General features: G+C 71.1%; 28 protein-coding genes. 9 read left to right on the forward strand and 19 right to left on the reverse strand.

Features of this window, described 5'->3' with window-relative positions; all coding sequences use genetic code 11:
* Window positions 1-14 precede the first annotated feature (14 nt).
* Window positions 15-1523: a glycerol kinase GlpK gene (gene glpK, locus ACZ7CF_RS18655; protein WP_458430279.1), complete on the forward strand. Its 1509-nt coding sequence runs from the start codon at window positions 15-17 to the stop codon at window positions 1521-1523.
* Window positions 1524-1572: 49 nt separating this feature from the next.
* Here the strand turns inward: glpK and ACZ7CF_RS18660 are convergent, their stop codons facing one another.
* The 5 genes from ACZ7CF_RS18660 to ACZ7CF_RS18680 form a co-directional block, all read right to left on the reverse strand.
* Window positions 1573-2100 carry a sortase domain-containing protein gene (locus ACZ7CF_RS18660; RefSeq protein ID WP_360401666.1) on the reverse strand — a complete coding sequence of 176 codons (528 nt, stop codon included), beginning with the start codon at window positions 2098-2100 and terminating at the stop codon, window positions 1573-1575.
* Window positions 2101-2164: 64 nt separating this feature from the next.
* Window positions 2165-2863: a hypothetical protein gene (locus ACZ7CF_RS18665; RefSeq protein WP_458430280.1), complete on the reverse strand. Its 699-nt coding sequence runs from the start codon at window positions 2861-2863 to the stop codon at window positions 2165-2167.
* Between the two features lie 87 nt (window positions 2864-2950).
* Window positions 2951-3559: a class F sortase gene (locus ACZ7CF_RS18670; RefSeq protein WP_360401672.1), complete on the reverse strand. Its 609-nt coding sequence runs from the start codon at window positions 3557-3559 to the stop codon at window positions 2951-2953.
* The gene (locus ACZ7CF_RS18675) at window positions 3556-4212 is read right to left on the reverse strand and encodes a hypothetical protein (protein WP_360401675.1); all 657 of its coding nucleotides are present in this window, start codon (window positions 4210-4212) and stop codon (window positions 3556-3558) included. Before ACZ7CF_RS18675 ends, ACZ7CF_RS18670 begins: the two co-directional genes overlap by 4 nt.
* Window positions 4213-4292: 80 nt before the next feature.
* Complete coding sequence (locus ACZ7CF_RS18680; RefSeq protein WP_360401678.1) at window positions 4293-5696, reverse strand: NAD(P)H-quinone dehydrogenase; 1404 nt, start codon at window positions 5694-5696, stop codon at window positions 4293-4295.
* A 109-nt stretch (window positions 5697-5805) separates the two neighbouring features.
* Between ACZ7CF_RS18680 and ACZ7CF_RS18685 the strand changes: the two genes are divergently transcribed.
* Window positions 5806-6255, forward strand: a complete 450-nt coding sequence (locus ACZ7CF_RS18685; RefSeq protein WP_360401681.1) for a gamma-glutamylcyclotransferase family protein — start codon at window positions 5806-5808, stop codon at window positions 6253-6255.
* A gap of 118 nt (window positions 6256-6373) precedes the next feature.
* Here ACZ7CF_RS18685 and ACZ7CF_RS18690 read toward each other — a convergent pair whose 3' ends face one another.
* The 8 genes from ACZ7CF_RS18690 to ACZ7CF_RS18725 all read right to left on the reverse strand — a co-directional run bounded on the left by ACZ7CF_RS18690 (window position 6374) and on the right by ACZ7CF_RS18725 (window position 13060).
* Window positions 6374-7189 carry an ESX secretion-associated protein EspG gene (locus ACZ7CF_RS18690; protein WP_470370108.1) on the reverse strand — a complete coding sequence of 272 codons (816 nt, stop codon included), beginning with the start codon at window positions 7187-7189 and terminating at the stop codon, window positions 6374-6376.
* Entirely contained in the window at window positions 7189-8424 is a 1236-nt protein-coding gene (locus tag ACZ7CF_RS18695; RefSeq protein WP_470370109.1) for a PPE domain-containing protein, read from the reverse strand. Before ACZ7CF_RS18695 ends, ACZ7CF_RS18690 begins: the two co-directional genes overlap by 1 nt.
* Window position 8425: 1 nt before the next feature.
* The gene (locus tag ACZ7CF_RS18700; protein ID WP_360401690.1) at window positions 8426-8791 is read right to left on the reverse strand and encodes a transcriptional regulator; all 366 of its coding nucleotides are present in this window, start codon (window positions 8789-8791) and stop codon (window positions 8426-8428) included.
* A gap of 97 nt (window positions 8792-8888) precedes the next feature.
* Entirely contained in the window at window positions 8889-9485 is a 597-nt protein-coding gene (locus ACZ7CF_RS18705; RefSeq protein ID WP_458430283.1) for a DUF3558 domain-containing protein, read from the reverse strand.
* A gap of 6 nt (window positions 9486-9491) precedes the next feature.
* Entirely contained in the window at window positions 9492-10058 is a 567-nt protein-coding gene (locus tag ACZ7CF_RS18710) for a GNAT family N-acetyltransferase (RefSeq protein ID WP_458430284.1), read from the reverse strand.
* A gap of 10 nt (window positions 10059-10068) precedes the next feature.
* Window positions 10069-10848: an HAD-IA family hydrolase gene (locus tag ACZ7CF_RS18715; RefSeq protein ID WP_470370110.1), complete on the reverse strand. Its 780-nt coding sequence runs from the start codon at window positions 10846-10848 to the stop codon at window positions 10069-10071.
* Window positions 10845-11231, reverse strand: a complete 387-nt coding sequence (locus ACZ7CF_RS18720) for a DUF1707 SHOCT-like domain-containing protein (protein WP_360401702.1) — start codon at window positions 11229-11231, stop codon at window positions 10845-10847. Before ACZ7CF_RS18720 ends, ACZ7CF_RS18715 begins: the two co-directional genes overlap by 4 nt.
* Window positions 11232-11284: 53 nt before the next feature.
* Window positions 11285-13060, reverse strand: a complete 1776-nt coding sequence (locus ACZ7CF_RS18725; protein ID WP_360401705.1) for an acetyl/propionyl/methylcrotonyl-CoA carboxylase subunit alpha — start codon at window positions 13058-13060, stop codon at window positions 11285-11287.
* A 134-nt stretch (window positions 13061-13194) separates the two neighbouring features.
* Here ACZ7CF_RS18725 and ACZ7CF_RS18730 point away from each other — a divergent pair, with 134 nt between their 5' ends.
* Window positions 13195-13851 carry a hypothetical protein gene (locus ACZ7CF_RS18730; protein ID WP_360401708.1) on the forward strand — a complete coding sequence of 219 codons (657 nt, stop codon included), beginning with the start codon at window positions 13195-13197 and terminating at the stop codon, window positions 13849-13851.
* Between the two features lie 3 nt (window positions 13852-13854).
* Here ACZ7CF_RS18730 and ACZ7CF_RS18735 read toward each other — a convergent pair whose 3' ends face one another.
* From ACZ7CF_RS18735 to ACZ7CF_RS18745, 3 genes are all read right to left on the reverse strand, one after another.
* Window positions 13855-15138: a dicarboxylate/amino acid:cation symporter gene (locus ACZ7CF_RS18735; RefSeq protein WP_360401711.1), complete on the reverse strand. Its 1284-nt coding sequence runs from the start codon at window positions 15136-15138 to the stop codon at window positions 13855-13857.
* A gap of 180 nt (window positions 15139-15318) precedes the next feature.
* Window positions 15319-15918: a Maf family protein gene (locus ACZ7CF_RS18740; protein ID WP_360401714.1), complete on the reverse strand. Its 600-nt coding sequence runs from the start codon at window positions 15916-15918 to the stop codon at window positions 15319-15321.
* Window positions 15878-17311, reverse strand: coding sequence for an MFS transporter (locus tag ACZ7CF_RS18745; RefSeq protein ID WP_470370111.1), 1434 nt, complete (start codon window positions 17309-17311; stop codon window positions 15878-15880). Before ACZ7CF_RS18745 ends, ACZ7CF_RS18740 begins: the two co-directional genes overlap by 41 nt.
* An 80-nt stretch (window positions 17312-17391) precedes the next feature.
* Here ACZ7CF_RS18745 and ACZ7CF_RS18750 point away from each other — a divergent pair, with 80 nt between their 5' ends.
* Complete coding sequence (locus ACZ7CF_RS18750) at window positions 17392-17778, forward strand: hypothetical protein (protein ID WP_470370112.1); 387 nt, start codon at window positions 17392-17394, stop codon at window positions 17776-17778.
* Between the two features lie 58 nt (window positions 17779-17836).
* Here ACZ7CF_RS18750 and ACZ7CF_RS18755 read toward each other — a convergent pair whose 3' ends face one another.
* Window positions 17837-18073 carry an acyl-CoA carboxylase subunit epsilon gene (locus tag ACZ7CF_RS18755; RefSeq protein WP_470370113.1) on the reverse strand — a complete coding sequence of 79 codons (237 nt, stop codon included), beginning with the start codon at window positions 18071-18073 and terminating at the stop codon, window positions 17837-17839.
* Entirely contained in the window at window positions 18070-19716 is a 1647-nt protein-coding gene (locus tag ACZ7CF_RS18760) for an acyl-CoA carboxylase subunit beta (RefSeq protein ID WP_360394875.1), read from the reverse strand. Before ACZ7CF_RS18760 ends, ACZ7CF_RS18755 begins: the two co-directional genes overlap by 4 nt.
* A 117-nt stretch (window positions 19717-19833) precedes the next feature.
* On the opposite strand from ACZ7CF_RS18760, the gene ACZ7CF_RS18765 reads away from it, so the two are divergent.
* The 3 genes from ACZ7CF_RS18765 to ACZ7CF_RS18775 are packed head-to-tail and all read left to right on the forward strand — an operon-like array spanning window position 19834 to window position 22106.
* Entirely contained in the window at window positions 19834-20652 is an 819-nt protein-coding gene (locus tag ACZ7CF_RS18765) for a biotin--[acetyl-CoA-carboxylase] ligase (RefSeq protein WP_470370114.1), read from the forward strand.
* A gap of 13 nt (window positions 20653-20665) precedes the next feature.
* Window positions 20666-21190: a PH domain-containing protein gene (locus ACZ7CF_RS18770; RefSeq protein ID WP_360394880.1), complete on the forward strand. Its 525-nt coding sequence runs from the start codon at window positions 20666-20668 to the stop codon at window positions 21188-21190.
* Window positions 21177-22106 (forward strand): hydroxymethylglutaryl-CoA lyase, encoded by a 930-nt coding sequence (locus ACZ7CF_RS18775; protein WP_470370115.1) that lies wholly within the window; start codon window positions 21177-21179, stop codon window positions 22104-22106. The genes ACZ7CF_RS18770 and ACZ7CF_RS18775 overlap by 14 nt, the downstream gene beginning before the upstream one ends.
* A 9-nt stretch (window positions 22107-22115) precedes the next feature.
* Here ACZ7CF_RS18775 and ACZ7CF_RS18780 read toward each other — a convergent pair whose 3' ends face one another.
* The gene (locus tag ACZ7CF_RS18780; protein WP_470370116.1) at window positions 22116-22553 is read right to left on the reverse strand and encodes a MaoC family dehydratase; all 438 of its coding nucleotides are present in this window, start codon (window positions 22551-22553) and stop codon (window positions 22116-22118) included.
* A 98-nt stretch (window positions 22554-22651) separates the two neighbouring features.
* On the opposite strand from ACZ7CF_RS18780, the gene ACZ7CF_RS18785 reads away from it, so the two are divergent.
* Both ACZ7CF_RS18785 and ACZ7CF_RS18790 read left to right on the forward strand, forming a co-directional pair.
* Entirely contained in the window at window positions 22652-23134 is a 483-nt protein-coding gene (locus ACZ7CF_RS18785) for a YbaB/EbfC family nucleoid-associated protein (RefSeq protein ID WP_458430290.1), read from the forward strand.
* On the forward strand, window positions 23131-23445 hold the full coding sequence (locus ACZ7CF_RS18790) for a WXG100 family type VII secretion target (RefSeq protein WP_360394889.1): 315 nt from the start codon (window positions 23131-23133) through the stop codon (window positions 23443-23445). Before ACZ7CF_RS18785 ends, ACZ7CF_RS18790 begins: the two co-directional genes overlap by 4 nt.
* Window position 23446: the final 1 nt, after the last annotated feature.

Consider the following 23446-nt stretch of genomic DNA (forward strand, 5'->3'; position numbering starts at 1 on the left):
AAGGACACACGCGCATGACCCAGTACGTGGCCGCGATCGACCAGGGCACCACGTCGACCCGCTGCATGATCTTCGACCACTCCGGGCGGGTGGTGTCGGTCGACCAGAAGGAGCACGAGCAGATCTTCCCGAAGGCCGGGTGGGTCGAGCACGACCCGAAGGAGGTCTGGCAGAACACCCGCCAGGTCGCCGCCGGCGCGCTCGCGAAGGCCGACCTGACCACCGCGGACATCGTCGCCGTCGGCATCACCAACCAGCGCGAGACCGCGGTGGTGTGGGACCGCAACACCGGTGAGCCCGTCTACAACGCCATCGTCTGGCAGGACACCCGCACCGACCGGATCGTCACCGAGCTCGGTGCGCTGGGCGGCGGCCAGGAGCGCTACCGGGCCAAGGTCGGCCTGCCGCTCGCCACCTACTTCTCCGGCCCCAAGGTCCGCTGGATCCTCGACAACGTCGAGGGCGCCCGCGAGAAGGCCGAGGCGGGCGACCTGCTGTTCGGCAACATGGACACCTGGGTGCTGTGGAACATGACCGGCGGGGTGAACGGCGGCGTGCACGTCACCGACCCGACCAACGCCTCCCGCACCATGCTGATGGACCTCGACACGCTGCAGTGGGACTCCTCCATCGCATCCGACATGGGCATCCCGATGTCGATGCTGCCGGAGATCCGGTCCTCCTCGGAGGTCTACGGCCAGGTGCGGGAACGCGGCGCGCTCGCCGGCGTGCCGATCGCGGGCATCCTCGGCGACCAGCAGGCGGCGACGTTCGGGCAGGCCTGCCTCTCGCCCGGCGAGGCCAAGAACACCTACGGCACCGGCAACTTCATGCTGCTCAACACCGGCACCGAGAAGGTGATGAGCGAGAACGGCCTGCTGACCACGATCTGCTACAAGATCGGCGAGGCGGCACCCGTGTACGCGCTGGAGGGCTCGATCGCCGTCACCGGCTCGCTGGTGCAGTGGCTGCGCGACAACCTCGGCATGATCGGCGACGCGGCCGAGGTCGAGCGGCACGCGCGGTCGGTCGAGGACAACGGCGGCGCGTACTTCGTGCCCGCCTTCTCCGGCCTGTTCGCGCCCTACTGGCGCTCCGACGCCCGCGGCGCGATCGTGGGCCTCACCCGGTTCGTCAACAAGGGCCACCTGGCGCGCGCGGTGCTGGAGGCGACCGCGTTCCAGACGCGCGAGGTGCTCGACGCGATGAACGCCGACTCGGGCGTGGACCTCACCGCGTTGAAGGTCGACGGCGGCATGGTCGTGAACGAGCTGCTGATGCAGTTCCAGGCGGACATCCTGGGCGTGCCGGTGATCCGGCCGGTCGTGGCCGAGACGACCGCGCTGGGCGCCGCTTACGCGGCCGGGCTCGCCGTCGGGTTCTGGAAGACCGAGGACGACATCCGCGAGAACTGGGCGATGGACAAGCAGTGGGAGCCGCAGATGGACGACTCCCGCCGCACGTCGGAGTACGCGAACTGGAAGAAGGCCGTCACGAAGACCTTCGACTGGGTCGAGGACTAGGAGTCACGGCACGGCGAGTTCGTGCCGGACGACCGGCACGAACTCGCCGTCAAACAGCGTGCACGATCACGTTGTCGCGGGTGCCGCACGTGATCAGCCGCAGCCCCTGCTGGTCCGCGTCCTTCGCCACGGCCTCGGCGAAGTAGTCGTCGCGGATGACCCGCTCGGTGCGCGTCACCGTGAACCGCGCCACCGAACCGTCCTTCTTGGACACCTCGACGACGTCGCCCTCTGCCAGGTCGTTCAGCCGGTAGAACACGCCGCGGGCCCCGTTGCTCTCGATCCGCCCGACGATGATCCACTGCTTCGGTTGCGTCTGGTGCCAGCCGGCCTGCATGCCCTCGTTGGCCGGGGGCATCTGCACGGCGCCGTCCGCGCCGAGGGGCAGCTGGATCAGCGAGGACCGCACGCCGATGCGCTCGACTCTCAGCTCCATCGGATCCGAGTTGCCGAGCGGCGACACCACCGGCGGCGGTGCGCTCTCGCTCGTCGCAGCCGTCGGCTTCGGCGCCGGCTGCGAGCAGGCGGTGCCGGCCAGGGCCACGCTCAGCACCGCGATCAAGACACGAGTCCCCACGAACCCATTGACGCACATCCAGTGGTCGGGTTGCTCGTCCGGCCAGGACAGTGCCGAACTGTGATCAGGCCGTGCCGCCTCCACCGGTCTGCGGCGCGCCCTTGGGCTTCACGATGGGCGGCTTGGGCTTGGCCGTGGGCGCTGCCGGAGGCGTCGTGGAGGTCGGCGGGGTGGTCGGCGGGGCCTTGACGGTGAACGTGTTCACGAAGGTCTGGTTCTTGTAGCAGTGGACCGTCGCTTCGTACGTTCCTGGCGTGCCGGTCGCCTTGCCTTCGCCGTGCGCGCTGCCCCCGGGGTTGTTCGGGAGGCTGATCGGTGCGACGAAGCCGTTCGACTCGGCGGTGGGGCAGAACGAGTACCCGGTGACCTGCACCTTGATCGTCTCGCCCGGCGCGTACACCTCCTTGTCGAGGAACCGGCCGTCGAACGGGGGCACCGGCGGCTGCGGCTTGTCCAGCCGGTAGCGCACGACCCCCTGTGCGCTGGTGCCCTTGCACTCCAGGTACGCCGCGAACGGGCCCTGCACGTCGGCGAACCTGCCGCGCAGGGTGGCCAGGTCGAACGTCGCGAAGCCGGGCGACGTGAGCGACGTCGGACCGCCGGGGCAGGTGCCCTCCTCGATCGTCGCGGTGAACTCGGAAGCGTGCGGGAAGACCTCGCCCCCCAGCGAGAACTTCGGCGTGACGTCCTCCTGGGCAGCGGCGATCGGCGTGAGCGCGAACACCACGCCGACGGCCGCGAGCGCGGCAACTGACCTGATCATGGCTGTCTCTCCCCCCTCGGGCACATGGACTGCTGGTACCGAACACGCCCGAGCGGGCGGTTCGGTTGCCGACAGGCGGCCTTTTCCTCAGATCAGCGTCGCGTAGACGATGATGTTGTCCCGGTAGCTGTGCGCGGCCTCGTCGAAGCTGCCCCCGCAGGTGATCAGCCGCAGCTCGGGTTCGGCGGTGTCGCCGTAGACGGCCTCGGTGGGGAAACCGGCCTTGGCGATCTGCTCGGTCTTGCGCACGCGGAACCTGGCCGTGGTGCCGTCCTTCCTGGACACCTCGACCTCGTCACCGGCGACCAGTTCCTTGAGGCGGAAGAAGATCCCCGGCTTCTTCAGCCCGTCGACGTGACCCAGCAGGATCGCGGGACCGGCCTCGCCGGGAGTGCGTGCGAGCCGGTACCACCCGGCCTGCATCGGCTGTTCGACCGGCGGCACCTCGACCGTCTCGTCGGCGTTCAGGCCGAGCGGGACGAGTGACGACGTGGCGCCGATCTTCGGGATGCGCACCTCGGTCGGTTCCGACGGTGGCATGCCCTTCTCGGCGACCGTTCGTGCCGCGGAACCGGTCGGGTGCGCCGGTGAACCGCTCGGCGGCGGGGTCGTCCGCGGTTCTGCCGCGGGAGGGGTGGCACAGGCGCTGAGCAGCGCCAGTGCCACCACCACGACCGCGATGGCGAGCCGCTTCACCGGGCCGTGCCCCCGCCGCCGGTCTGCGGCGCGCCCTTGGGCTTCACGATCGGCGTCTTCGGCTTCGCCGCGGGCTGTCCGGCCTTGGCCTTGACCGTGAACTTCCTGGTCGCGGTCTGGCCGGAGCACTGCATCGACGCCTCGTAGGTCCCCGGCGTGTCGACGACCTTGCCGCGACCGTTCCGCAACGATCCCTCGGTCTTGTAGACGATGTCGATCGGCTCGACGAACCCGGCGGACGTCACCGGGCCCGTGCACATCGCCGTGACCTGCCGGTGCACGTCGATGGTGCCGCCCGCCTCGACCACGTCGTCCGGGAAGAAGTAGAACGTCTCGACCACCCTGAACTTGACCGTGACCGGCTTGCCCCCGCAGGTCGCCGTGGCCTCGTACTCACCGTTCTGGTCGACAGCGGTCCCGCGACCTGCGAGGAGGTTCGGCTGGTTCTTCTCGAGCTCGATCGGCGCGGCGAAACCCTTCGAGGTGACCGGTCCGACGCAGTTGTGCCCCTGGTCAGCGGTGACCCCGACCGGTGCGCCCGGCAGGTACTCGCTCCTGTCCAGGGTGAACCCGGCGTTCTCCTGTGCACCCGCTGCATGTGCGAATGCGAACGTGGCTCCGAGCGCGACGACGGTCGCGAAAATGCGCTTCATCTGTTTCTCCCCCTGAGTGGAACTCGCACCCCGAAGACGCCCCGGAGGGCGCCTCGGTTGCCGGGGGAGGTCTGAGCTACCTAGTCGAGATCGTCGTGCCGCATGAGCTGGCGGCCGGACTCGGTGATGGAGCCCGAGAGCGACGGGTAGACGGAGAACGTCGTCGCGAGGTGCTCGACGGTCAGCTGGTTCTGCACGGCCAGCGCGATCGGCAGGATCAGCTCGCTCGCGTTCGGCGCCACCACGACACCGCCGATGACCACGCCGGTGGCCGGGCGGCAGAACAGCTTCACGAAGCCTCGGCGCAGACCCTCCATCTTGGCGCGGGGGTTCGTGGCGAGCGGCAGCATGATCGTGCGGGCCGGCACCTCGCCCGAGTCGATCGCCTGCTGGCTGATGCCGACGCTCGCGATCTCGGGGTTGGTGAAGACGTTCGCGGCGACGGTCTTGAGCTTGATCGGGCTGACGCCCTCGCCCAGCGCGTGCCACATGGCGATGCGGCCCTGCATGGCGGCGACCGAGGCGAGCAGCAGCACACCGGTGCAGTCGCCGGCCGCGTAGACGCCGCTGACGTTCGTGCGGCTGACCCGGTCGACCGGGATGTAACCGCCGCGCCCGAGCTCGATGCCGATCTTGTCGAGACCGATGTCGTCGGTGTTCGGGACGGAACCGACGGTCATCAGGGCGTGCGACGCCTCGATCGTGCGACCGTCTTCCAGGTGGATCAGGACGCCGTCGCCGACGTTCTCGACCTTGTCCGCGCGCGCGTGCTTGACCACGGCCGTGCCGCGCTCGGCGAACACGTCCTCCAGCACCGCGGCCGCGTCGGCGTCCTCGTGGGGGAGCACCCGGTCCCGGCTGGAGACCATCGTCACCTTCACGCCCATCTCGGTGTAGGCGCTGGCGAACTCCACACCGGTCACACCGGAGCCGATGACGGCCAGGTGCTCGGGCAGCTCGGGCAGGTCGTAGATCTGCCGCCAGGTCAGGACGCGCTTGCCGTCCGGCTCGGCGCCCTGCAGGACGCGCGGGGTGGCACCCGTTGCGATGAGCACCACATCGGCGGTCAGGACCTCCTCGGCACCGTCCGGGGTCGTCGCGACCACGCGGTGCTGGGCCAGCCCCTTCGAACCGTCCGCGAACCGGGCCCGGCCGTTGATCAGCCGCACGCCCTCGCGCTGCAACCGCGCCCGCACGTCGGCGGACTGGGCGAGGGCGAGCCCCTTCACCCGGCCGTGCACGACCGGCAGGTCGACCGCCGCCTGGTCGTTGTTGGTCTGGATGCCCAGCTCACCGGCGTTGCGGAAGGCGCTGCGGGCCCCCGCCGACGCGATGAAGGTCTTCGACGGCACGCAGTCGTACAGCACGCACGCGCCACCCGCCCCGTCGGTCTCCACCAGGGTCACGTCAGCGCTGTGCTGAGCCGCAACCAGGGCTGCCTCGTAACCTGCGGGTCCGCCGCCCATGATGACGATGCGGGTCACGATCAGTTCCCTTCTGCGTGCTTGCTGGCCGGGACAACCGTACGCGTTGTCGCGAACCGCCGTGTCGCCAGGACCGAAAGCTGATCGTCGAGTCGCTACTCTGTCGGACGTGCCGCTCTATGCCGCGTACGGGTCGAACATGGATCCGAACCAGATGATGGAGCGAGCCCCGTACTCCCCGCTCGCGGGGACCGGCTGGCTCGTGGGTTGGCGTCTGACCTTCGGCGGCGAGGACCTCGGCTGGGAGGGTGCGCTCGCCACCATCGTCGAAGAGCCGGACCAGCAGACGTTCTGCGTGCTCTACGACGTCTCACCGCGCGACGAGTCGCGCCTGGACCGGTGGGAGGGGGCGCTCGGGCTGTACAAGAAGATCAGGCTGCGGGTGCAGACCCTCGAAGGGTCCGTGGTGGCCTGGCTGTACGTCCTCGACGCGTACGAGGGCGGCCTGCCCTCCGCCCGGTACATCGGCGTCGTGGCGGACGCGGCCGAGGCCGCCGGCGCTCCGCACGACTACGTCAACGACCTGCGGACCCGCCCCTGCCAGGGCATCGGCCCCTAGCTCCCTCTCCCTGCGCGCCCCGCGCCGCTGCCCTCACGCGGGGCCCTTTCGTGCGCTCACAGCGCACGAAAGCTCCCCGCGTGCACCTCAGCAGGCGGGCGAAGGGGCGCGTGACGGGTCAGAACGGCTGGCCGGTGGCCTCTTCCAGCAGCTCCACCAGGTGGTGGTGCAGCCGGCGGTAGTCCACCGGGGTGATCGTCGACCACGGCGGCCTGCCCTCCGAGGCCCGGCGCATCTGCAGGTAGCGGCCCTGAGGCGTGTCGTAGAACGAGATCACCCGGTCCGGCCGCACCCGCTTGCCCCACTTGTCGCGGGCCGCCGCGCCGAACTGGCCGCGGTGCGTGGCGTCGCGGACCATGTCGGCCAGCGCGTGGGCGTCGTCGGCGCGCAGGCCGCGGGAGCGCAGCTCGGCCTCCAGGTCCTCGGGTGAGGCCGCCGAGGAGGCCGCCGCGTCCAGGTCCGCCGACGGCAGGGTGATGGAGTGGCCCTCCCCGGCCGGCGCGGACGGCAGGACGGTCAGGGCCTCACGGGGCAGCCCGTCGGCCTCCGCGGGGCGCAGCAGGAGCTGGCCGCCGTCGAGGACGGCGAGCACACCGGCCTGGCCCTTGCCGGCCGCCAGCAGGCGGACGCTGCGCTCGTGCAGCCAGAGGCGGGCGTCGATCTCCCGCTGCGGGCGGTTGAGGACGTGCAGCAGGTCTTCCAGGGTCGGGTCCAGCGACCGCGGGCCGCCCAGGCCGCGGGCGCCGAGCTGGCGCCAGACCTGGTCCTCGAGCACGCGGCGTTCCTCGCGGGTCTTGCCCGGTGAGGGCACCTTGAGCACCAGCGGCATCGTCTCCAGGCCGAGGTGCTCCCAGAGGACGTCGAACTCCAGCGCGGAGATGACCACCGGGTCGCGCGTGTCACTCGTCCCGAGGTCCAGGCCCAGCAGCGTCATCAGTCGGTCGTGCTCTCCCCGATCACCGGCAGCGCGTAGCTGCCGATCCCGTAGATGTCATCGCGTTCGCGCAGGTAGTCGGCGGCCTTGTGCTCAAGGTCCTCTTCGTCCTCGCCCTTGCGCGGGCCCATGCCGCCGAACGGGTCGTACGACTGCGGCAACGGCACGGAGCGCTGGTGCACGCGGTCGTTGTTCTGCCCGCCGACGGTGCCCAGCGGGCCCATCGACGAACCGTGGGCGCCACCCGCGTTGTTGACCGTCGCGGTGTGGCCGACCATCTGGCCGACGGCCGCCGACGACGACGCGGTCGCGCCCTCCTCCATCTCCTTCACCTCACCGGTGCCGGCCGAGGACGAAGAGCGGTTGCCGGTGCGCTGACCGGGCACGGCGCCCGTGGTGCCGACGCCGGCCGCGCCGGTGCCCGCCGGACCGGACGTGCCCGCGGTGCCGGCCGGGCCGGCCGAGGACAGCGACGTCGAACCGGTGCCCCTGCCCGTGGTCGCCGCGGGCGACACGCCCGAGCTGCGGGTCGTGGTGCCCGGAGCGGTGCCGCTGCCGCCACGCGGGGGCGCGGTGGTCGAGCCGCGCGAGCCGGAGCCCGTGCGGGTGCGCGGACCGGTGCCCGTGCCGCCGTGCGGGCCGAAGACCCAGCCACCGGGCGTGTGCACGCCGGGGCCGCTGCTCGACGTGATGCCCGAGGCGCTGATCTGCAGCTGCGGAGGCTGGGTGAACTGGCCCAGCGTCGAGGTGTTCGCCGTCGTGGACGACGCGTAGGTGGCCATGACCTCACGGGCGCGGCGCTCCGCGGAGTCCGCTGCCGCCTCCTGCTGCTCGTGGTCGGTCTGGCCGCCGAAGAGGTGCACGATGCCGCTGACCAGCGCGTTCGGCTGCTCCGCCGTCACCTTCACCGGCGCGGGCATGTCGGCGCGGGCCTTGGCGATGTGGTCGGCCTGCAGCTCGGCCGAGTAGCGCATGACGTCGGCTCCGCCGCGGGCGCCGTCGGCCCAGGCGGCGAGCGGGTTCATGCCGGCGGCGGCCTGCTCGGCCGCCCTGCCCTGCCACCGGGCGCCGGACTTCGCGATGCCGCGGTGCAGGTCGTCGTTGATCTCGCTCAGCGCACTGGACACACCGGCCCAGCGCTCGACCGAGGTGTGCGAGGCAGCAGCGCCGGGACCGGCGTGGATGCGCGCGTAGAGTTCCTCGTGGCTGTAGCCCTGCCAGCGGTGCTCCACCATCTCAGCAACCACTCTTCCCCATCAGGCCCGTGTTGTCGCCCTCGACCACGCGGTACTGGCGTTCGATCTGGTTCAGGTTGTCCATCGCCGTCTTCAGCTGCCGCTGGTAGTTCTGCAGCGCCTCGAGGGCGGAGTCGCCGTCGGTGACCGACCGCTCGTTGAACTTCTCCGCTGCCTCGGCGCTGACCGGGTCGCCGGCCCACGGGCGGACCCGGAACTCGGTGACGGCGAGCTCGATCTGCTTGTCGAGCTTCGTCAACGCGGCTGAGAAGGTGCTGCGCAACGCGGGGATCGCGTCCGGCTCCACGTTCAGCTCGTGCTGGACGGGCGGCGAGGAGTCAGCCCCGCTGCGTCCCCCTGGCGGCATGGTGGAACCTCCGGCGGTTGTGCTTGCAAGCGCTCAGCCACTCTAACCACCGAAGGTAACGCTGTGGAGTGCAACGGGTGACTTCCCCCCGTGTGGGTCAGCGCTTCTGGGTCAAACTGGCCATCGCGGCCTCCGCCACCCGCTGGGCCCCGAGACACAAATGATCTTGTTGCGCGCCACTGGAATTGCCGCCGTCGCGGAACATGACGTCGAGGAACTGGCCCTCGGCGACGTCGACCTCGACGTTGCAGACGTCGTCGATCCCGGGTGTGCGGACAGTAATCGCCGCGAACCCCTCGATCGCCCCGATGACGTACTCGACCTGGGCGTTCTCCGAGATCCACACGTCGGCGCCGGAGACCAGGACGAGCGCGAGGCGGGCGACGTTGCCGCTGGTCGTGCTGCGGATCGAGCACGCCTTCGCGCCGTTGAAGCTCGTCTCGACGTACGGGTTCGGCGGGCTGTCCAGGCTCAGCGCCGTGCGCTGGTCGGCGGTCAGCACCGCGCACGGGTCGACCTCGTCCAGCGGGACCGCCAGCGGCCGGGGCGGCAGGGACGGCCTGGTCGCCGAGGACGTGGGCGCCGGCGGCGGGGCACTGCTGTCGCCGGAGCTGCGTTCAGGCCCGGTCGTGCACCCGGTCAGCGCCAGCGCCGGCACCACCACCGCGGCGGTGAGGAGCGCTCGGATCCGCATGGCCGGTCACCGTAGCTGCTCCGGGAAGGGGTCCGTGGCCAGGCGAGACCAGAGCAACATGTCTTCTCGCTGCTCATCGACTATCGCCTCGTCGCGAAGTCGACCCTCCAGGGTGAACCCGCACTTCTCCGCGACGCGCTGCGACGCCTTGTTCGACGCCGCGTGCCGGTAGGCGACCCGGTGCACGCCCAGCCCGCCGAACGCGAACGCGAGCGTCGAGTTCAGCGCGATCGTCAGCACGCCACGGCCGCGGTGCTCCGGCTGCGTCCAGCAGGTGATCTCGCCGAGCCCGAACTTCAGGTCCAGGTCGCGGATCACCACACCGGCCAGCAGCTCGGCCGTCGTCGCGTCGCACACCGCCCACGAGACGCGCTGCTCGTAGGTCCAGCCGTTGGTCAGGTAGTCGATGAAGATCTCGGCCGCCGCCTCGTTGTGCAGCCCCATCCTCGGCATGTACCGGCGCGTCTCCTCGTCGGCGAACGCGGCCGTGATCGCCGGGACGTCGTTGATCCGGTCGTCCCGCCGGAACGCCCTCAGGTAGTACTCGCCGGCGTTGATCTCGACTGCTTCCACGCGGGTGAGGCTAGTGCTCCGCGGCGAACCCGTCGTGCCGCTCCGCCAGCTCGTCGAGCTCGTCGCGGTGCGCGGAGGCGGGGGAGCCGTCCGGTGCGGTGGTCAGCTCGACCACCCAGTCCACGTCCTCGGCGTCGTCCTCACCGGCCAGCATGTCCCGGTGTACCCGCACGGGCGCCCAGCCCTCTCCCAGCAGCTCGGTGGCGAGCTCCTCGGCCTCGTCGCGGTCGGGCAGCACCAGCAGCACGGTCGGCGGGATCAGCCCGCGCGTGGCCAGCGCCACCCGCAGCGCCCGCACGTCCGGCACGTGCACGCCGTCCAACCCAGCCGCGGTCGCCGCGACGGCGTTCTCCTCGCTGTCGTCGCAGAACACCGCCGTGGTGCGGCCGAGCTCGTCGAGCACCCGCCGGTAGATCGCGGGGTCCGGCTTCGCGACGCCCAGGCGGGAGGAGTTGAAGACCGCGTCGAACTCCCCGTCGAGCCCGAGCACGGCCAGGTCCGCCTCCAGCCGCGTGGTCGCGTTCGACAGCAGCGCCACGAAGCACTGCCGGCGTGCCAGCCGGGCCAGGTGCAGGGCCTCGGGAACGACCTCACCGCCCGCCGCCCACGCGTCGACCCGTTCGCGGGGGATCGTCCTGGCGATCTCGTCCTGCCACTGCGCGTCGGTGATCTCACCGGTGACGGCCCGGTGCAGCAGACCGGGCTCGAACGCGACGGCGGCGATGTCCGGCGGGGTCGGCGGGTACGCGCGCAGCACCCCGTCGAGGTCGAGCAGCAGCAGCGGTTTCACCGCCGGCGCCCGTTCCACTGCCCCCACAGGATCGCGACGGCGGGGATGAGCAGGAAGATCAGCGGGTTCTTGACGAGCACGAAGAACGCGATCACCACGGCGACCCCGACCACCGGCACCACCGCGCCCTCCCAGCGGCGCGCGGGCACGGCCGAGGGCTGGTCGAACATCGGCGTCGGCACGGCGAACTGCGGCCGCGGGTCCGGCAGGTCGCGGAACTGCGCGAGCAGCTCACCGCGGGTCTTCGCGGTGGTGATCCGCGCGGACCGCTCGCCGTACTCGTCCACGTCGATGCGGCCCGCGCTCATGTGCTCACCGAGCACCTGCAACGCCTGGCTGCGCTCGGTGTCGCCGATGCGGATGTCCCGTGCCGGGTCGCTCACCCCTCAATGGTAGGCGAGCCCCCACCCTGCTTCCCCCGCAGATGCTTGAGCTGTCAGTCCTTCAGCTCGCAGATCACGGTGCCCTGGGTGATCGGGTCACCGGGCGCGGCCGCCAGCCCCGTCACGGTGCCCGCCTTGTGCGCCGTCACCGGGTTCTCCATCTTCATGGCCTCCAGCACCACGATCAGGTCCCCGGCCGCGACGGTCTGCCCGTCCTCCACGGCCACCTTCACGATGGTGCCCTGCATCGGCGCCGCCACCGCGTCACCGGACACCGCCGCCGACCCGCCGCCCGCGCGCTTGGCCTTCGCCGGCTTCTTCACGGCGGCACCACCGGCGGCCGGACGCGCGCCCACCGCGAGGTCACCCGGCAGCGACACCTCCAACCGCCGCCCGCCGACCTCGACCACCACGGTCTGCCGCGGCGCCTCCTCGGCGGCGGCGTCCGCGCCACCGGAGAACGGCGGGATCCGGTTGTCGAACTCCGTCTCGATCCACCGCGTGTGCACGGTGAAGCCCTCGGGCTTCTCGGCGGTGAACGCCGCGTCGCGCACGATCACGCGGTGGAACGGCAGCACGGTCGCCATGCCGTCGACGACCATCTCGTCCAGCGCGCGCCGGGCCCTCGCCAGGGCCTCCTCGCGGGTCTCGCCGGTCACGACCAGCTTGGCCAGCAGCGAGTCGAACTGCCCGCCGATCACGGAACCGCTCTCCACACCGGCGTCCACGCGCACGCCCGGCCCGGACGGCGCCACGAACGTGGTCACGGTGCCCGGCGCCGGCAGGAAGCCGCGGCCGGCGTCCTCACCGTTGATCCGGAACTCGATCGAGTGCGCGCGGGGCGCCGGGTCCTCGGTGTACCGCAGCTTCTCGCCCGCGGCGATGCGGAACTGCTCGCGCACCAGGTCGAGGCCCGTGGTCTCCTCCGACACCGGGTGTTCGACCTGCAGTCGGGTGTTGACCTCCAGGAACGAGATCGACCCGTCGAGGCCCACGAGGTACTCGACGGTGCCGGCGCCGTGGTAGCCGGCCTCCAGGCAGATCGCCTTGGCCGACGAGTGGATGGTGGCGCGCTGCTCGTCGGTCAGGAACGGCGCGGGCGCCTCCTCGACGAGCTTCTGGTGGCGGCGCTGCAGGGAGCAGTCGCGGGTGCCGACGACGATCACGTTGCCGTGCGTGTCCGCGAGCACCTGGGCCTCGACGTGGCGCGGCTTGTCCAGGTACCGCTCGACGAAGCACTCGCCGCGGCCGAACGCCGTGACGGCCTCGCGCACCGCGGAGTCGAACAGCTCGGGGATCTCCTCCAGCGTCCGCGCGACCTTCAGGCCGCGGCCACCGCCGCCGAACGCGGCCTTGATCGCGATCGGCAGGCCGTTCTCCTCGGCGAACGCGATGATCTCGTCGGGGCCGGACACCGGGTCCTTGGTGCCGGGCACCAGCGGCGCGCCGGCGCGCATCGCGATGTGCCGCGCGGTCACCTTGTCGCCGAGGTCGCGGATCGCCTGCGGGGTCGGGCCGACCCAGACCAGGCCCGCGTCCAGCACGGCCTGCGCGAACTCGGCGTTCTCGGACAGGAAGCCGTAACCGGGGTGCACGGAGTCGGCACCGGACTGCGCTGCGGCGGCCAGCACCTTCTCGATCGACAGGTAGCTCTCGCCGGGGGTGTTCCCGCCGAGCGCGAACGCCTCGTCGGCGAGCCGGACGAACGGCGCGTCCCGGTCGGGGTCGGCGTAGACGGCGACGCTCGTCAGCCCGGCGTCCTTGCAGGCGCGGATGACCCGGACGGCGATCTCACCGCGGTTGGCGATGAGGACCTTGCGCAGCGACACGGCGTCGTACCTCCTGCTGGGACCGGCAATTACGGCTCTGGCTGGTGCCGCAGTCTACGGAAACCGGTGAACGGGGAGAGGGAGAGACGGCTCACTTCACATCCATCGTGGGCCCATCCGCCACAATCTGCTCTGTGGGTGCAGCCAGGTCCTCGCGGGTGGTCGCCGTCGTCGCTGCCGCCGTGGTCGTCGCGGGGCTGGTGTTCGCCTACTCCCAGCGTCCCGACCACACCGGTTCGGGCCAGTCCGGCAGCGGCGGGGGAATGCGCTGCGGCACCACCGTCTGCCAGTCCGTCGTGGGCAGGTCGGTCGGCGGCGACATGGTGGAGCTGCTCGGCGGCACCGGCGGCGGGCGGATCAGGGTGACCGGGGAGACCGGCACGTTCATCTTCGAGATGACCACCGCCGAGGCGGGCGCGACGATCACCGCCGACTCGTTGCTGTGCCACGCGTCGGCGGTCAGCGTGTGCCTGGTGCGCGGCCCGCACAACGACGAGGTGCTCGGCGAGGTGCTGGTCCGCAAGAACGGCACGTGGTCGCGCATCCAGACGACGTACCTGGCGAGCGCGGCCTACCTGGGGCTGCACGACGTCGACGAGGACGGCGTCGCGGACATCGTCGCCGCGCAGCTCGCGTGCGGCGGTCAGTGCCGCGACGCGTTCGTGCAGGTGTTCAGCGCACTCGGTCCGGACATCGGCTGCACGCAGGCGGCGCCGGCGCGGGAGCAGCTGCCAGGCTGGCCCGCACCGGCGCCGAGGTTGTCCCAGCTCCGTCCCTGCACCGACGCCTAGGCGTCAGGCGTTGATCAGTTCCTTCTCGGCGGGAGCGCCGTCCTCGATCAGGCCCTCGCTGCGGGCGACCACGACCGGCACGGTGATCTGCCCGGCCACGTTCGTCGCGGTGCGCATCATGTCGAGGATCGGGTCGATCGCGTAGACCACGGCCACACCGGTCGCGATCACCTGCGGCGGCAGGCCGATGACGCCCAGCGTCAGGGTGAGCATCGTGTACCAGCCGGTGGTGCCGGCGGTCGCGAACGCGCCGAACACGGCCACCGCGACGATGCCGACGTACTGCCACACCGAGAGCTGGATGCCGAACAGGTTCGCGATGAAGATCGTCGCGACGGCCGGGTAGACCGCGGCGCAGCCGTCCATCTTGGTGGTGGTGCCCAGCGGCACGGCGAAGTTCGCGTACTCCTGCGAGACGCCGAGGTCCGTGGCTGCCTTGCGGGACAACGGGAGCGTGGCGCCCGACGAGCGGGACACGAACGCGAACTGGATGGCCGTCCACGACTTGCGGAAGAACTCGACCGGCGAGACCTTGCCGACGAACTTCAGCAGCACCGGGTAGACGACGAACAGCACGATCGCGGTGCCGAGGTAGACGGCGACGATCAACGAGAACAGCGGCCGCACGAACGAGTTGCCGTACGTGGCGACGGCGTTGCCGATGAGGCCGAAGATGCCGATCGGGGCCAGCAGGATGATCCAGCCGACGACCTTCTGCACGATGTCGAAGAACGAGCGGACCAGGTTCGTGAACGGCGCGGCCTTGTCGCCGAGCGCGTAGGCCGCGAAGCCGACGAGCACCGCGATGAACACGACCTGCAGCACGTCGCCCTCGGTGAAGGCGCTGAAGATGTTCGACGGGACCAGGTTGTCGAGCAGCGCGCTCCACGAGCCGGACGCGCGCTTGGCGAGCTTGTCGACGGCACCGGCGGCGGGTTCGATCTGCACGCCCTGGCCGGGCTTGAGGACCGCGCCGACGGCGAGGCCGATCAGCACGGCGACCAGCGACGTGATGCCGAACCACAGGAACGTCTTGCCGCCCAGGCGCGCGGCGGTGCGACCGCCGCCGAGGTGCCGCAGCGACGCGATGCCGACGACGATCGCCGTGAACACGAGCGGGATGACGGTGAGCTGGAGCAGCTTGGTGAAGTTGCCGCCGATCCAGGCGAGCACGGGTGCGAGCCACGTGCCCTTCCCGAGCCAGCCGGCCAGCGCGCCGAGGACGAGCGCGGCGAGCACGGTCAGGCCGAAGACCTTGGGTTTGCGGTATGTCTGGACGATCGACACTGGAACATCTCCTGGGCAGGGATGAGCGAAAGGGGGCTGGGGGCGGTCAGCCCGTACAGCCCGTGCTCGTCCTGCGTCCGTGGTCGATGGTCCGACGACGCGTCAAATACTCGTTCACCGCGTACCCCCAACGCGTCCGCTGGGGGCAATCTTCCCTGTTGGGAGGAAGTGTGACCAGGGCTACCAGAGTGTGGACACCGGAACACCCAACCGGCCCAGCAGCCGCCGGGTGAGCGGCAGGCTGATGCCGATCACCGAGGTGTGGTCGCCGTCGATGCCGTCGATGAACCAGCCGCCCAGCCCGTCGATCGTGAAGCCGCCCGCGACGTGCAGCGGCTCACCGGTCGCGAGGTAGGCCTCCAGCTCCTCGGCGGCCGGCGTGCCGAACCGCACGGTCGTCGACTCGGCCGCGGACGCCCGGCCGACCACCTCCCCGCCGGACACCCGCAGCACGGTGTGCCCGGTGATCAGCACACCGCTCTTGCCGGCCACCCGCTGCCACCGCTCCCGCGCGACCTCGACCGTGCCCGGCTTGCCGACCAGCTCGCCCTCGAACAGCAGCATCGAGTCGCAGCCGATCACCACGCACTCGTCGTCGTGCTCGACCGCCTCCGCCTTGGCCGCGGACAGCGCGACCACCGTCTCCTCGGGCGTCGGGTCGGTGAGCGAGGCGACCAGCGCGTCCTCGTCGACACCGGACACGCGGACGACGGGCTCGATGCCCGCCGCCCGCAGCACGCTAAGACGAGCGGGGGACTGGGAGGCCAGGATCAGGTGCACGCCCGGAGTCTGGCACGGGCGGTGCGCTCCCCGGGGGTGCGGTCGCCGGGGTCACGGGCCGGAAGGCCACCGCGGCGACCAGCCCGACCAGGAGCACCGCGATCAGCATCCAGAACGTCGCCCGCACCGCCGTGGTGAAGTCGCCGGTCGCGGCCAGCACCACCTGCAGCACCGCGCCCATCGCGGCGCTGCCCAGCACGTTCCCGAACTGCCGCGAGGTGTTGTAGATGCCCGAACCCGCACCGAGCAGCGACCGGTCGACCGTGCGGATGGAGATGTTCGTGAGCGGCGAGTACACCAGCCCCATGCCGACGCCCAGCGCGACGAGCGAGGGGACCAGCACCCACTGGTTGCCGTCGTGCAGGAGGAACGTCATCGTGCCGATGCTCACCGCCAGCAGCACGAACCCGCTGATCGGCAGCACCTTGGCGTTCGCCCGGTTCGACCAGCGCCCCGCGAAGATCGCCGTGGTGCCGGACATCAGCGACGCCGGCGCCGTGACCAGGCCCGCCATCAGCGGCGACAGCTTCGGCACGGTCTGCAGGAACAGCACCAGCGCCACGAAGAAGGCGGTGACCGTGAACCCGATGGCGATGTTCGCGACGTTGCCGAGCGAGAAGTTGCGGTTGCGGAAGATCCGCAGCGGCAGCAGCGGCTCCGGGTTGCGCGGGGCCGCCTGCCAGAGCACGAACGCCACCAGCACCACCACCCCGGCCACCACGACCTCGGGGATCGTGACCGGTCCCGCGACCCGCCCCCACCCGTAGTGCTCGCCGTTCTGGATGCCGAACACCACGAGCCCGAGCCCCGCGCAGCACAGCACCACGCCCAGCACGTCGAACCGGTGCGCCCGGCCGGGCCGCAGGTCCGGCACCCACAGCGCGAGCAGGACCAGCGCGACCACCCCGATCGGGATGTTCACGAAAAAGATCCACTGCCACCCCAGGTGCGTGACCAGCACACCGCCCAGCAGCGGTCCCGAGACCGTGGCCAGTCCCGCGACCGAGCCCCACGTGCCCAGCGCGGCACCCCGCCGGTCCGCCGGGAACAGGTGCGTGATGAACGCCATCGTCTGCGGCGTCATGGCCGCGGCCCCCAGCCCCTGCACCGCGCGGGCGGCGATGAGCGCCGTGGAGCTGCCCGCGAGCCCGCACGCCAGCGAGGCGAGCACGAACAGCAGCAGCCCGATCAGGTAGAGCCGCTTCGGCCCGTACCGGTCACCGAGCCGGCCGGTCATCAGCAGCGGCACGGCGAACGCCAGCAGGTAGGCGCTGTTCACCCAGATGATGTCGTTCAGCGAGGCACCGAGCCCGGCCTGCATCGAGGGCATCGCGACGTTGACGATCGTGGTGTCCAGCAACGTCATGAAGAAACCGACGCAAAGGGCGTACACGGCACGCCAGGCAGCCCGGTCTGCTGATTGCGTAGGACTACTGATGCGCGCTCTCCTCTTCCGTCGGCACCCTCGGTGGGGTGAAGCGCTGGGTGCTTGTCCTCACCGAACGCGGTCCCGATCGCGACGGCAAGCGCAGACGGACCGCCGCACTCCTCGTCGCGCTCGGCGCCCTCCTCGGCGCCGGTGCCGTCGGAGGCGTGCTCGCGAGCGACCCCATCGGCTACGGCGTACCCGTCTGGCCGTTCGCCAACCCTGCCGACCGCGCGGAGAACGCGTTGCTGGCACAGGTCGAACCCGCGCTGCGGTCCCGGCAGCCACTGCCCACACAGGACGCACAGGTGCTGCGCACGACCGAGTCGTACGGCAGCGTGTTCTGGACGTTGAAGCTGAGGGTGGACGGTGAGGAACGGTGCCGGGAGGTGGCCGTGGGCCTCGACTTCACGAGCCGCCGCGTTCCCTGCTAGCCAGAAGGCGTCTGCAAGTACCACCGACTGGCAGTCGGTGGTACTTGCAGACGCCGGATCAGCCGGGGAGACCCGAGGCGCGCCACGCCCCCGGCCCGTGCTGCAACGGCCTGCGCACCCGCCGGGCGGGGTTGGCCCACTCCGACCGCGGCGCCGGCGCGTCCTCGACCGGCCCACCCGCGGCCAGCCCGGCCACGACGGCCGTCAGCGCCGCCAGCTCGTAGTCGTCCGGCGCGCCCTTGACGACCCGCAGCAACGGCCGTTCGGGAGCGGCCTGCTCGTCCGCGGCGCTCACAGCGGGATGTTCCCGTGCTTCTTGGGCGGCAACGTCTCCCGCTTGTCCCGCAGCATCGACAACGCCCGCGCCACGTACCCGCGCGTGTAGGACGGCGGGATCACCGAGTCGACGTACCCGCGCTCGGCGGCCACGTACGGGTTGCACAGCGCGTCCTCGTACTCCTGCTGCAACCGGCCGCGCAACGCGTCGACGTCCTCACCACCGGCTGCCGCAGCGGCCAGCTTCTTGCGGTGCACGATGTTCGCCGCGCCGGACGCACCCATGACGGCGATCTGCGCGGTGGGCCACGCGAGGTTGATGTCGGCGCCGAGGTGCTTGGAGCCCATGACGTCGTACGCGCCGCCGTAAGCCTTGCGGGTGATGACGGTGACGAGCGGGACGGTGGCCTCGGCGTAGGCGTAGATCAGCTTGGCGCCGCGGCGGATGATGCCGTTCCACTCCTGGTCGGTGCCGGGCAGGAAGCCGGGCACGTCCACGAACGTCAGCACCGGGATGTTGAACGCGTCGCAGGTGCGCACGAACCGCGCGGCCTTCTCGGAGGCGTCGATGTCGAGGCAGCCGGCGAACTGGGTGGGCTGGTTCGCGACGACGCCGACGGAGTGGCCGTCCACGCGGCCGAAGCCGACCAGGATGTTCGGCGCGAACAGCGGCTGGACCTCCAGGAAGTCGCCGTCGTCGAGCACGCGGTTGATGACCTCGTGCATGTCGTACGGCTGGTTCGCGGAGTCCGGGATGAGCGTGTCCAGCGCGCGGTCGTCGTCGGTGATCGAGTCGGAGATCGAGCCGGCGGCCAGGGTGGGCTCGAACGCGGGCGCGTCGGACAGGTTGTTCGACGGCAGGTACGAGAGGAGCTCCTTCACGTACGCGATGGCGTCCTCCTCGTCGCTGCCGAGGTAGTGCGCGTTGCCGGACCTGGTGTTGTGCGTGCGGCCGCCGCCCAGCTCCTCGAACGTCACGTCCTCGCCGGTGACCGTCTTGATGACGTCCGGGCCGGTGATGAACATGTGCGAGGTCTGGTCGACCATCACCACGAAGTCGGTCAGCGCGGGGGAGTAGACGTGCCCGCCCGCGTTCGAGCCCATGATCAGCGAGATCTGCGGGATCACGCCGGACGCGCGGACGTTGCGGGTGAAGATCTCGCCGTACAGGCCGAGCGAGACGACGCCCTCCTGAATGCGCGCGCCGCCGCCCTCGTTGATGCCGATGATCGGGCGGCCGGTCTTGATCGCCAGGTCCATGACCTTGACGATCTTCTCGCCGTAGACCTCGCCGAGCGAGCCGCCGAACACCGTGACGTCCTGGGAGAACACGCACACCGGACGGCCGTCGACGGTGCCGTAACCGGTCACCACGCCGTCGCCGTACGGGCGGTTGGTCTCCTGCCCGAAGTTCGTGGAGCGGTGCCGCGCCAGCTCGTCCAGCTCGACGAACGAGCCGGGGTCGAGCAGGAGGTCGATGCGCTCGCGGGCGGTCTTCTTGCCCTTCGCGTGCTGCTTCTCGACCGCGCGCGCCGAGCCGGCGTGGACCGCCTCGTCGTTGCGCCGGTAGAGGTCAACGAGCTTGCCCGCGGTGGTGTGGACGTCGGGAGCGCCTGAAGCGTCGCCGGGGACGCTTCCGATCGGCTCGGTCGCACTGCTCATGGGCTCGCAGCCTAACGAGACCATTGCTGAACTGCCCCGTGCAGTTGTCCAGGTCACGGCAACCTGTTGGTCGTGTTCGATCGCACGTACCCTCTTCCGTTCCAATAGCCTGGCGCGATGGACACCGCACTCGACGCCGAAGCGCTGCGCGCGCGGCTGGTCGCACCCCACGGTCCGTACGCCGCGCTCGACGTCGTGCAGACCACCGCCTCCACGAACGCGGACCTCACCGCCGCCGCCGTCGCGGGCGCGCGGGACCGCTCCGTGCTGATCGCGCTGGAGCAGAGCGCGGGGCAGGGCCGGCGCGGGCGCAGCTGGTCGTCGCCGGAGGGCGGGCTGTACGTCAGCGTGCTGTTCCGGCCGGCGGACGTGTCGGCGCAGCGGCTGCCGTGGCTGAACCTCATCGCCGGGCTGGCGCTCGTGCGGGTGGCCCACTCGACCGGGGTCGAGGCGGCGCTGAAGTGGCCCAACGACCTGCTGCTCGGCGCCAAGGGCGAGAAGGGCGCCGGAATCCTGTCCGAGATCACCGCGGGCGTGGAGCCGGCCGTCGTGGTCGGCATCGGCCTGAACGTCGCGGCCCTGCCGGACGACGTGCAGCCCGCGCCGGGTGGGCTCGCCCCGACGTCGCTGGCCGACGTGGGCGCGAGCGAGCTGGACCGCGGCGAGCTGGCCTTCCGGTTGCTCGTCGAGCTGGCGGGGCTGGAAGGCGTGTGGCGCAAGAACGGTGGCGACGCCGTGGAGTCCGGTGTGCTGGAGGAGTACCAGGAGCACTGCGCGACCGTCGGGCAACGCGTGCGCGTCGAGCTCGCCGGTGGCGTGCAGCTCGAAGGCACGGCCCAGCGGATCGAGCCCGACGGCACCCTCGTCGTGCGCGGCACCGACGGCGTCGACCACGGCGTGTCCGCTGGTGACGTGGTGCATTTGCGCCCTGCGTAGCTAGGGTTGTCCCATGGCCTACCCCGACGACCTGCTGAGCTCCGGCGAGCACGTCGTGATCCACCGGCGCCCGCACTGGAAGGTGCTGGTCCTCCCGGTGTTCTGGCTGCTGGTGGTGGTCGTGCTCGGCACGTACCTGGCCGGGCTCGTCGGTGACCTGTCGTGGGCGGGCATCGCCTGGACCGTGCTGGCGGTCGTCGCGCTGCTGCTGGTCGTCGGGCTGACGCTCGTGCCGCTGGCCCGCTGGCGGACGACCCACCTCGTGATCACCTCGGACCGGGTGATCTACCGCGAGGGCGTGGTCAAGCGCACCGGCCTGGACATCCCGCTGTCGCGGGTGAACAGCGTCCGGTTCGAGCAGAGCCTCGTCGACCGCGTGCTCGGCTGCGGCACCCTGGTCGTCGAGTCGGCGTCGGACGCGCCGATCCCGATCGACGACGTACCGTCCGTGGAGAAGGTGCACACCTTGCTGTACCGCGAGATGAACGACAACCCCGAAGACGACTTCGAGCAGAGGACCATCAATGGGCGCGCGTGAGGTCGGCCTGCCCGACGTGGTCGGCTCCGGTTCGCTGCCGTCGTCGGTGACGATCTGGGAGGTCGGCGCGCGGGACGGCCTGCAGAACGAGTCCGCGGTCGTGCCGGTCGAGGTGAAGATCGAGTTCCTCGACCGCCTGGCGACCGCCGGTCTGTCCGTCCTGGAAGCCACGTCCTTCGTGCACCCGAAGTGGGTGCCGCAGCTGGCCGACGCCGCCGAGCTGCTGGCCGGCCTCGACCGCAGGGCCGGGGTCACCTACCCGGTGCTGGTGCCGAACGAGCGCGGCCTCGACCGCGCACTGGAGGCCGGCGTCACGCACATCGCGATCTTCGCGTCGGCCACCGAGACGTTCGCCTCGCGCAACCTGAACCGGACGCTGGACTCGCAGTTCGAGATGTTCGAGCCGACGGTGACCCGTGCGCTGGCGGCGGGCCTGTCGGTGCGCGGGTACGTGTCGATGTGCTTCGGCGACCCGTGGGAGGGCGCGGTGCCCCGCTCCCAGGTCGTGGCCGTCGGCGAACGGCTGCTGGACCTGGGCTGCTCGCAGCTCTCGCTCGGCGACACGATCGGTGTCGCCACGCCGGGCCAGGTCGAGGCGCTGCTGGGCGAGTTCAGCGACGTCTCCCGGCTCGCCGTGCACTTCCACGACACCTACGGCCAGGCGCTGTCGAACACGCTGGCCGCGTTGCGGTGCGGCGTCACGACCGTGGACTCGTCGGCCGGTGGGCTCGGCGGGTGCCCGTACGCGGAGTCGGCGACCGGGAACCTCGCCACCGAGGACCTGGTGTGGATGCTGGACGGGCTGGGCGTGAAGACCGGCGTGGACCTCGACAAGCTGGTCGAGACGTCGGTGTGGATGGCGGAACGGCTCGGGCGGCCGAGCCCGTCGCGGGTCGTGCGGGCGCTGGCGGGGTAGCGGGTCCGGTCAGCCGCGGGTGCCGAACATCCCCGTCGACTCGAACCGGTAGACCAGCTCGTCACCGCGCAGGGCCGACCCGCGCATCTCCACGAGCCCGAGCCCCGGCCGGCTCTTCGACAGCCGCGCGCCGAGGACCTCGACCTCGAACGCGAGCCGGTCGCCCGCGAACACCGGCGCGAGCCAGCGCAGCTCCCGCACCCCCGGCGAGCCCTGCCCGGTGGAGTTCGAGAGGACCTTGTCGACGTAGACGCGCATCCAGAGGGACGCGGTGTACCAGCCGGAAGCGGACAACCCACCGAAAATCGAGTCGCGGCCAGCCTCTTCGTCCAGGTGGAACGGCTGCGGGTCGAACTTCCGGGCGAAGTCGACCATCTCGTCCCGGTCGACGACCACCTCGCCGAGCGGGATGATTCGGCCTGCCGGCAGATCCTCGAAGGCGAACACGTCGTTGATCGTACGTAACTGAAGTCGCCGGGAACCGATCTAATGGCAACGGCGTCCAAGCAGCCCGAGCCCAGGGCTATGCGTGTGAGGGGGACTCGGTGGACGACCACCGTGCGCAGGTCGAGGAGCTGATGGCCGACTACCGGCGCAGCCGCGAGCAGCTGGCGTCCGTTCAGCGCGAGCTGGCGACCGTGGCCGGGCGGGCGAGCAGTCCGGACGGGACGGTCACGGCGACGGTGGGCGGCCGCGGCGAGCTCACGGCGCTGGAACTGTCCGAGGTGGCCTACCGGCGGCACCGGCCGGAGCAGCTCGCCGAGCTGGTCGTGCGCACCGTGGCCGCCGCTGCCGCGCAGGCCGCCGAGGGCACCTACCAGGCGTTGAGCGCCGTGCTGCCCGCCGCCACGGACCCCGCGGCGCTGGTCGCGGGCACCGCGGACCTCAAGCCGGACGAGTACGGGCTCGACGACAACCGGGCGGTCCTGGGTCAGCAGCCCGCGCGCCGGCGCGTGGACGACGACGAGGACAACGAGCAGCGCGAGAGCTGGCTCGACTCCGAGCTCATCAACAGGAGGGCGCGATGACCGGGTACGACGCCGATCTGGGCCGGCTCGACGCCGGTGCCGGCGAGCTGCGCGGGTTCGCCGCGCAGGCCGGTGAGGTCACGGGTGCGCTCGAGAAGACGCTGTCGGCGCTCGGTGCCTGCTGGGGCGACGACGCGGCCGGGCGCAGCTTCGCCGACTCGCACGTGGGTCCCGCGAACTCCACGGCCGCGGCGTTGACCTCGGTCGCGACCACGTTCGGCGGCGTCGGCGACAAGTTCGCCAAGACCGCGGAGACGTACCGGCACGTCGAGGAGAGCAACGCGACCGCGATGAGAAGGTTGGACGGCTGAC

The sequence above is a fragment of the Lentzea sp. NPDC036955 genome (assembly GCF_055608005.1).

Excerpts from the sequence above, each read along its gene's own strand:
- glpK (WP_458430279.1), top strand. The coding sequence starts at position 15 with ATGACCCAGTACGTGGCCGCGATCGACCAGGGCACCACGTCGACCCGC.
- ACZ7CF_RS18665 (WP_458430280.1), bottom strand. The coding sequence starts at position 2,863 with ATGATCAGGTCAGTTGCCGCGCTCGCGGCCGTCGGCGTGGTGTTCGCG.
- ACZ7CF_RS18675 (WP_360401675.1), bottom strand. The coding sequence starts at position 4,212 with ATGAAGCGCATTTTCGCGACCGTCGTCGCGCTCGGAGCCACGTTCGCA.
- ACZ7CF_RS18690 (WP_470370108.1), bottom strand. The coding sequence starts at position 7,189 with ATGACGCTGCTGGGCCTGGACCTCGGGACGAGTGACACGCGCGACCCG.
- ACZ7CF_RS18695 (WP_470370109.1), bottom strand. The coding sequence starts at position 8,424 with ATGGTGGAGCACCGCTGGCAGGGCTACAGCCACGAGGAACTCTACGCG.
- ACZ7CF_RS18700 (WP_360401690.1), bottom strand. The coding sequence starts at position 8,791 with ATGCCGCCAGGGGGACGCAGCGGGGCTGACTCCTCGCCGCCCGTCCAG.
- ACZ7CF_RS18705 (WP_458430283.1), bottom strand. The coding sequence starts at position 9,485 with ATGCGGATCCGAGCGCTCCTCACCGCCGCGGTGGTGGTGCCGGCGCTG.
- ACZ7CF_RS18760 (WP_360394875.1), bottom strand. The coding sequence starts at position 19,716 with ATGAGCAGTGCGACCGAGCCGATCGGAAGCGTCCCCGGCGACGCTTCA.
- ACZ7CF_RS18765 (WP_470370114.1), top strand. The coding sequence starts at position 19,834 with ATGGACACCGCACTCGACGCCGAAGCGCTGCGCGCGCGGCTGGTCGCA.
- ACZ7CF_RS18770 (WP_360394880.1), top strand. The coding sequence starts at position 20,666 with ATGGCCTACCCCGACGACCTGCTGAGCTCCGGCGAGCACGTCGTGATC.
- ACZ7CF_RS18775 (WP_470370115.1), top strand. The coding sequence starts at position 21,177 with ATGGGCGCGCGTGAGGTCGGCCTGCCCGACGTGGTCGGCTCCGGTTCG.
- ACZ7CF_RS18790 (WP_360394889.1), top strand. The coding sequence starts at position 23,131 with ATGACCGGGTACGACGCCGATCTGGGCCGGCTCGACGCCGGTGCCGGC.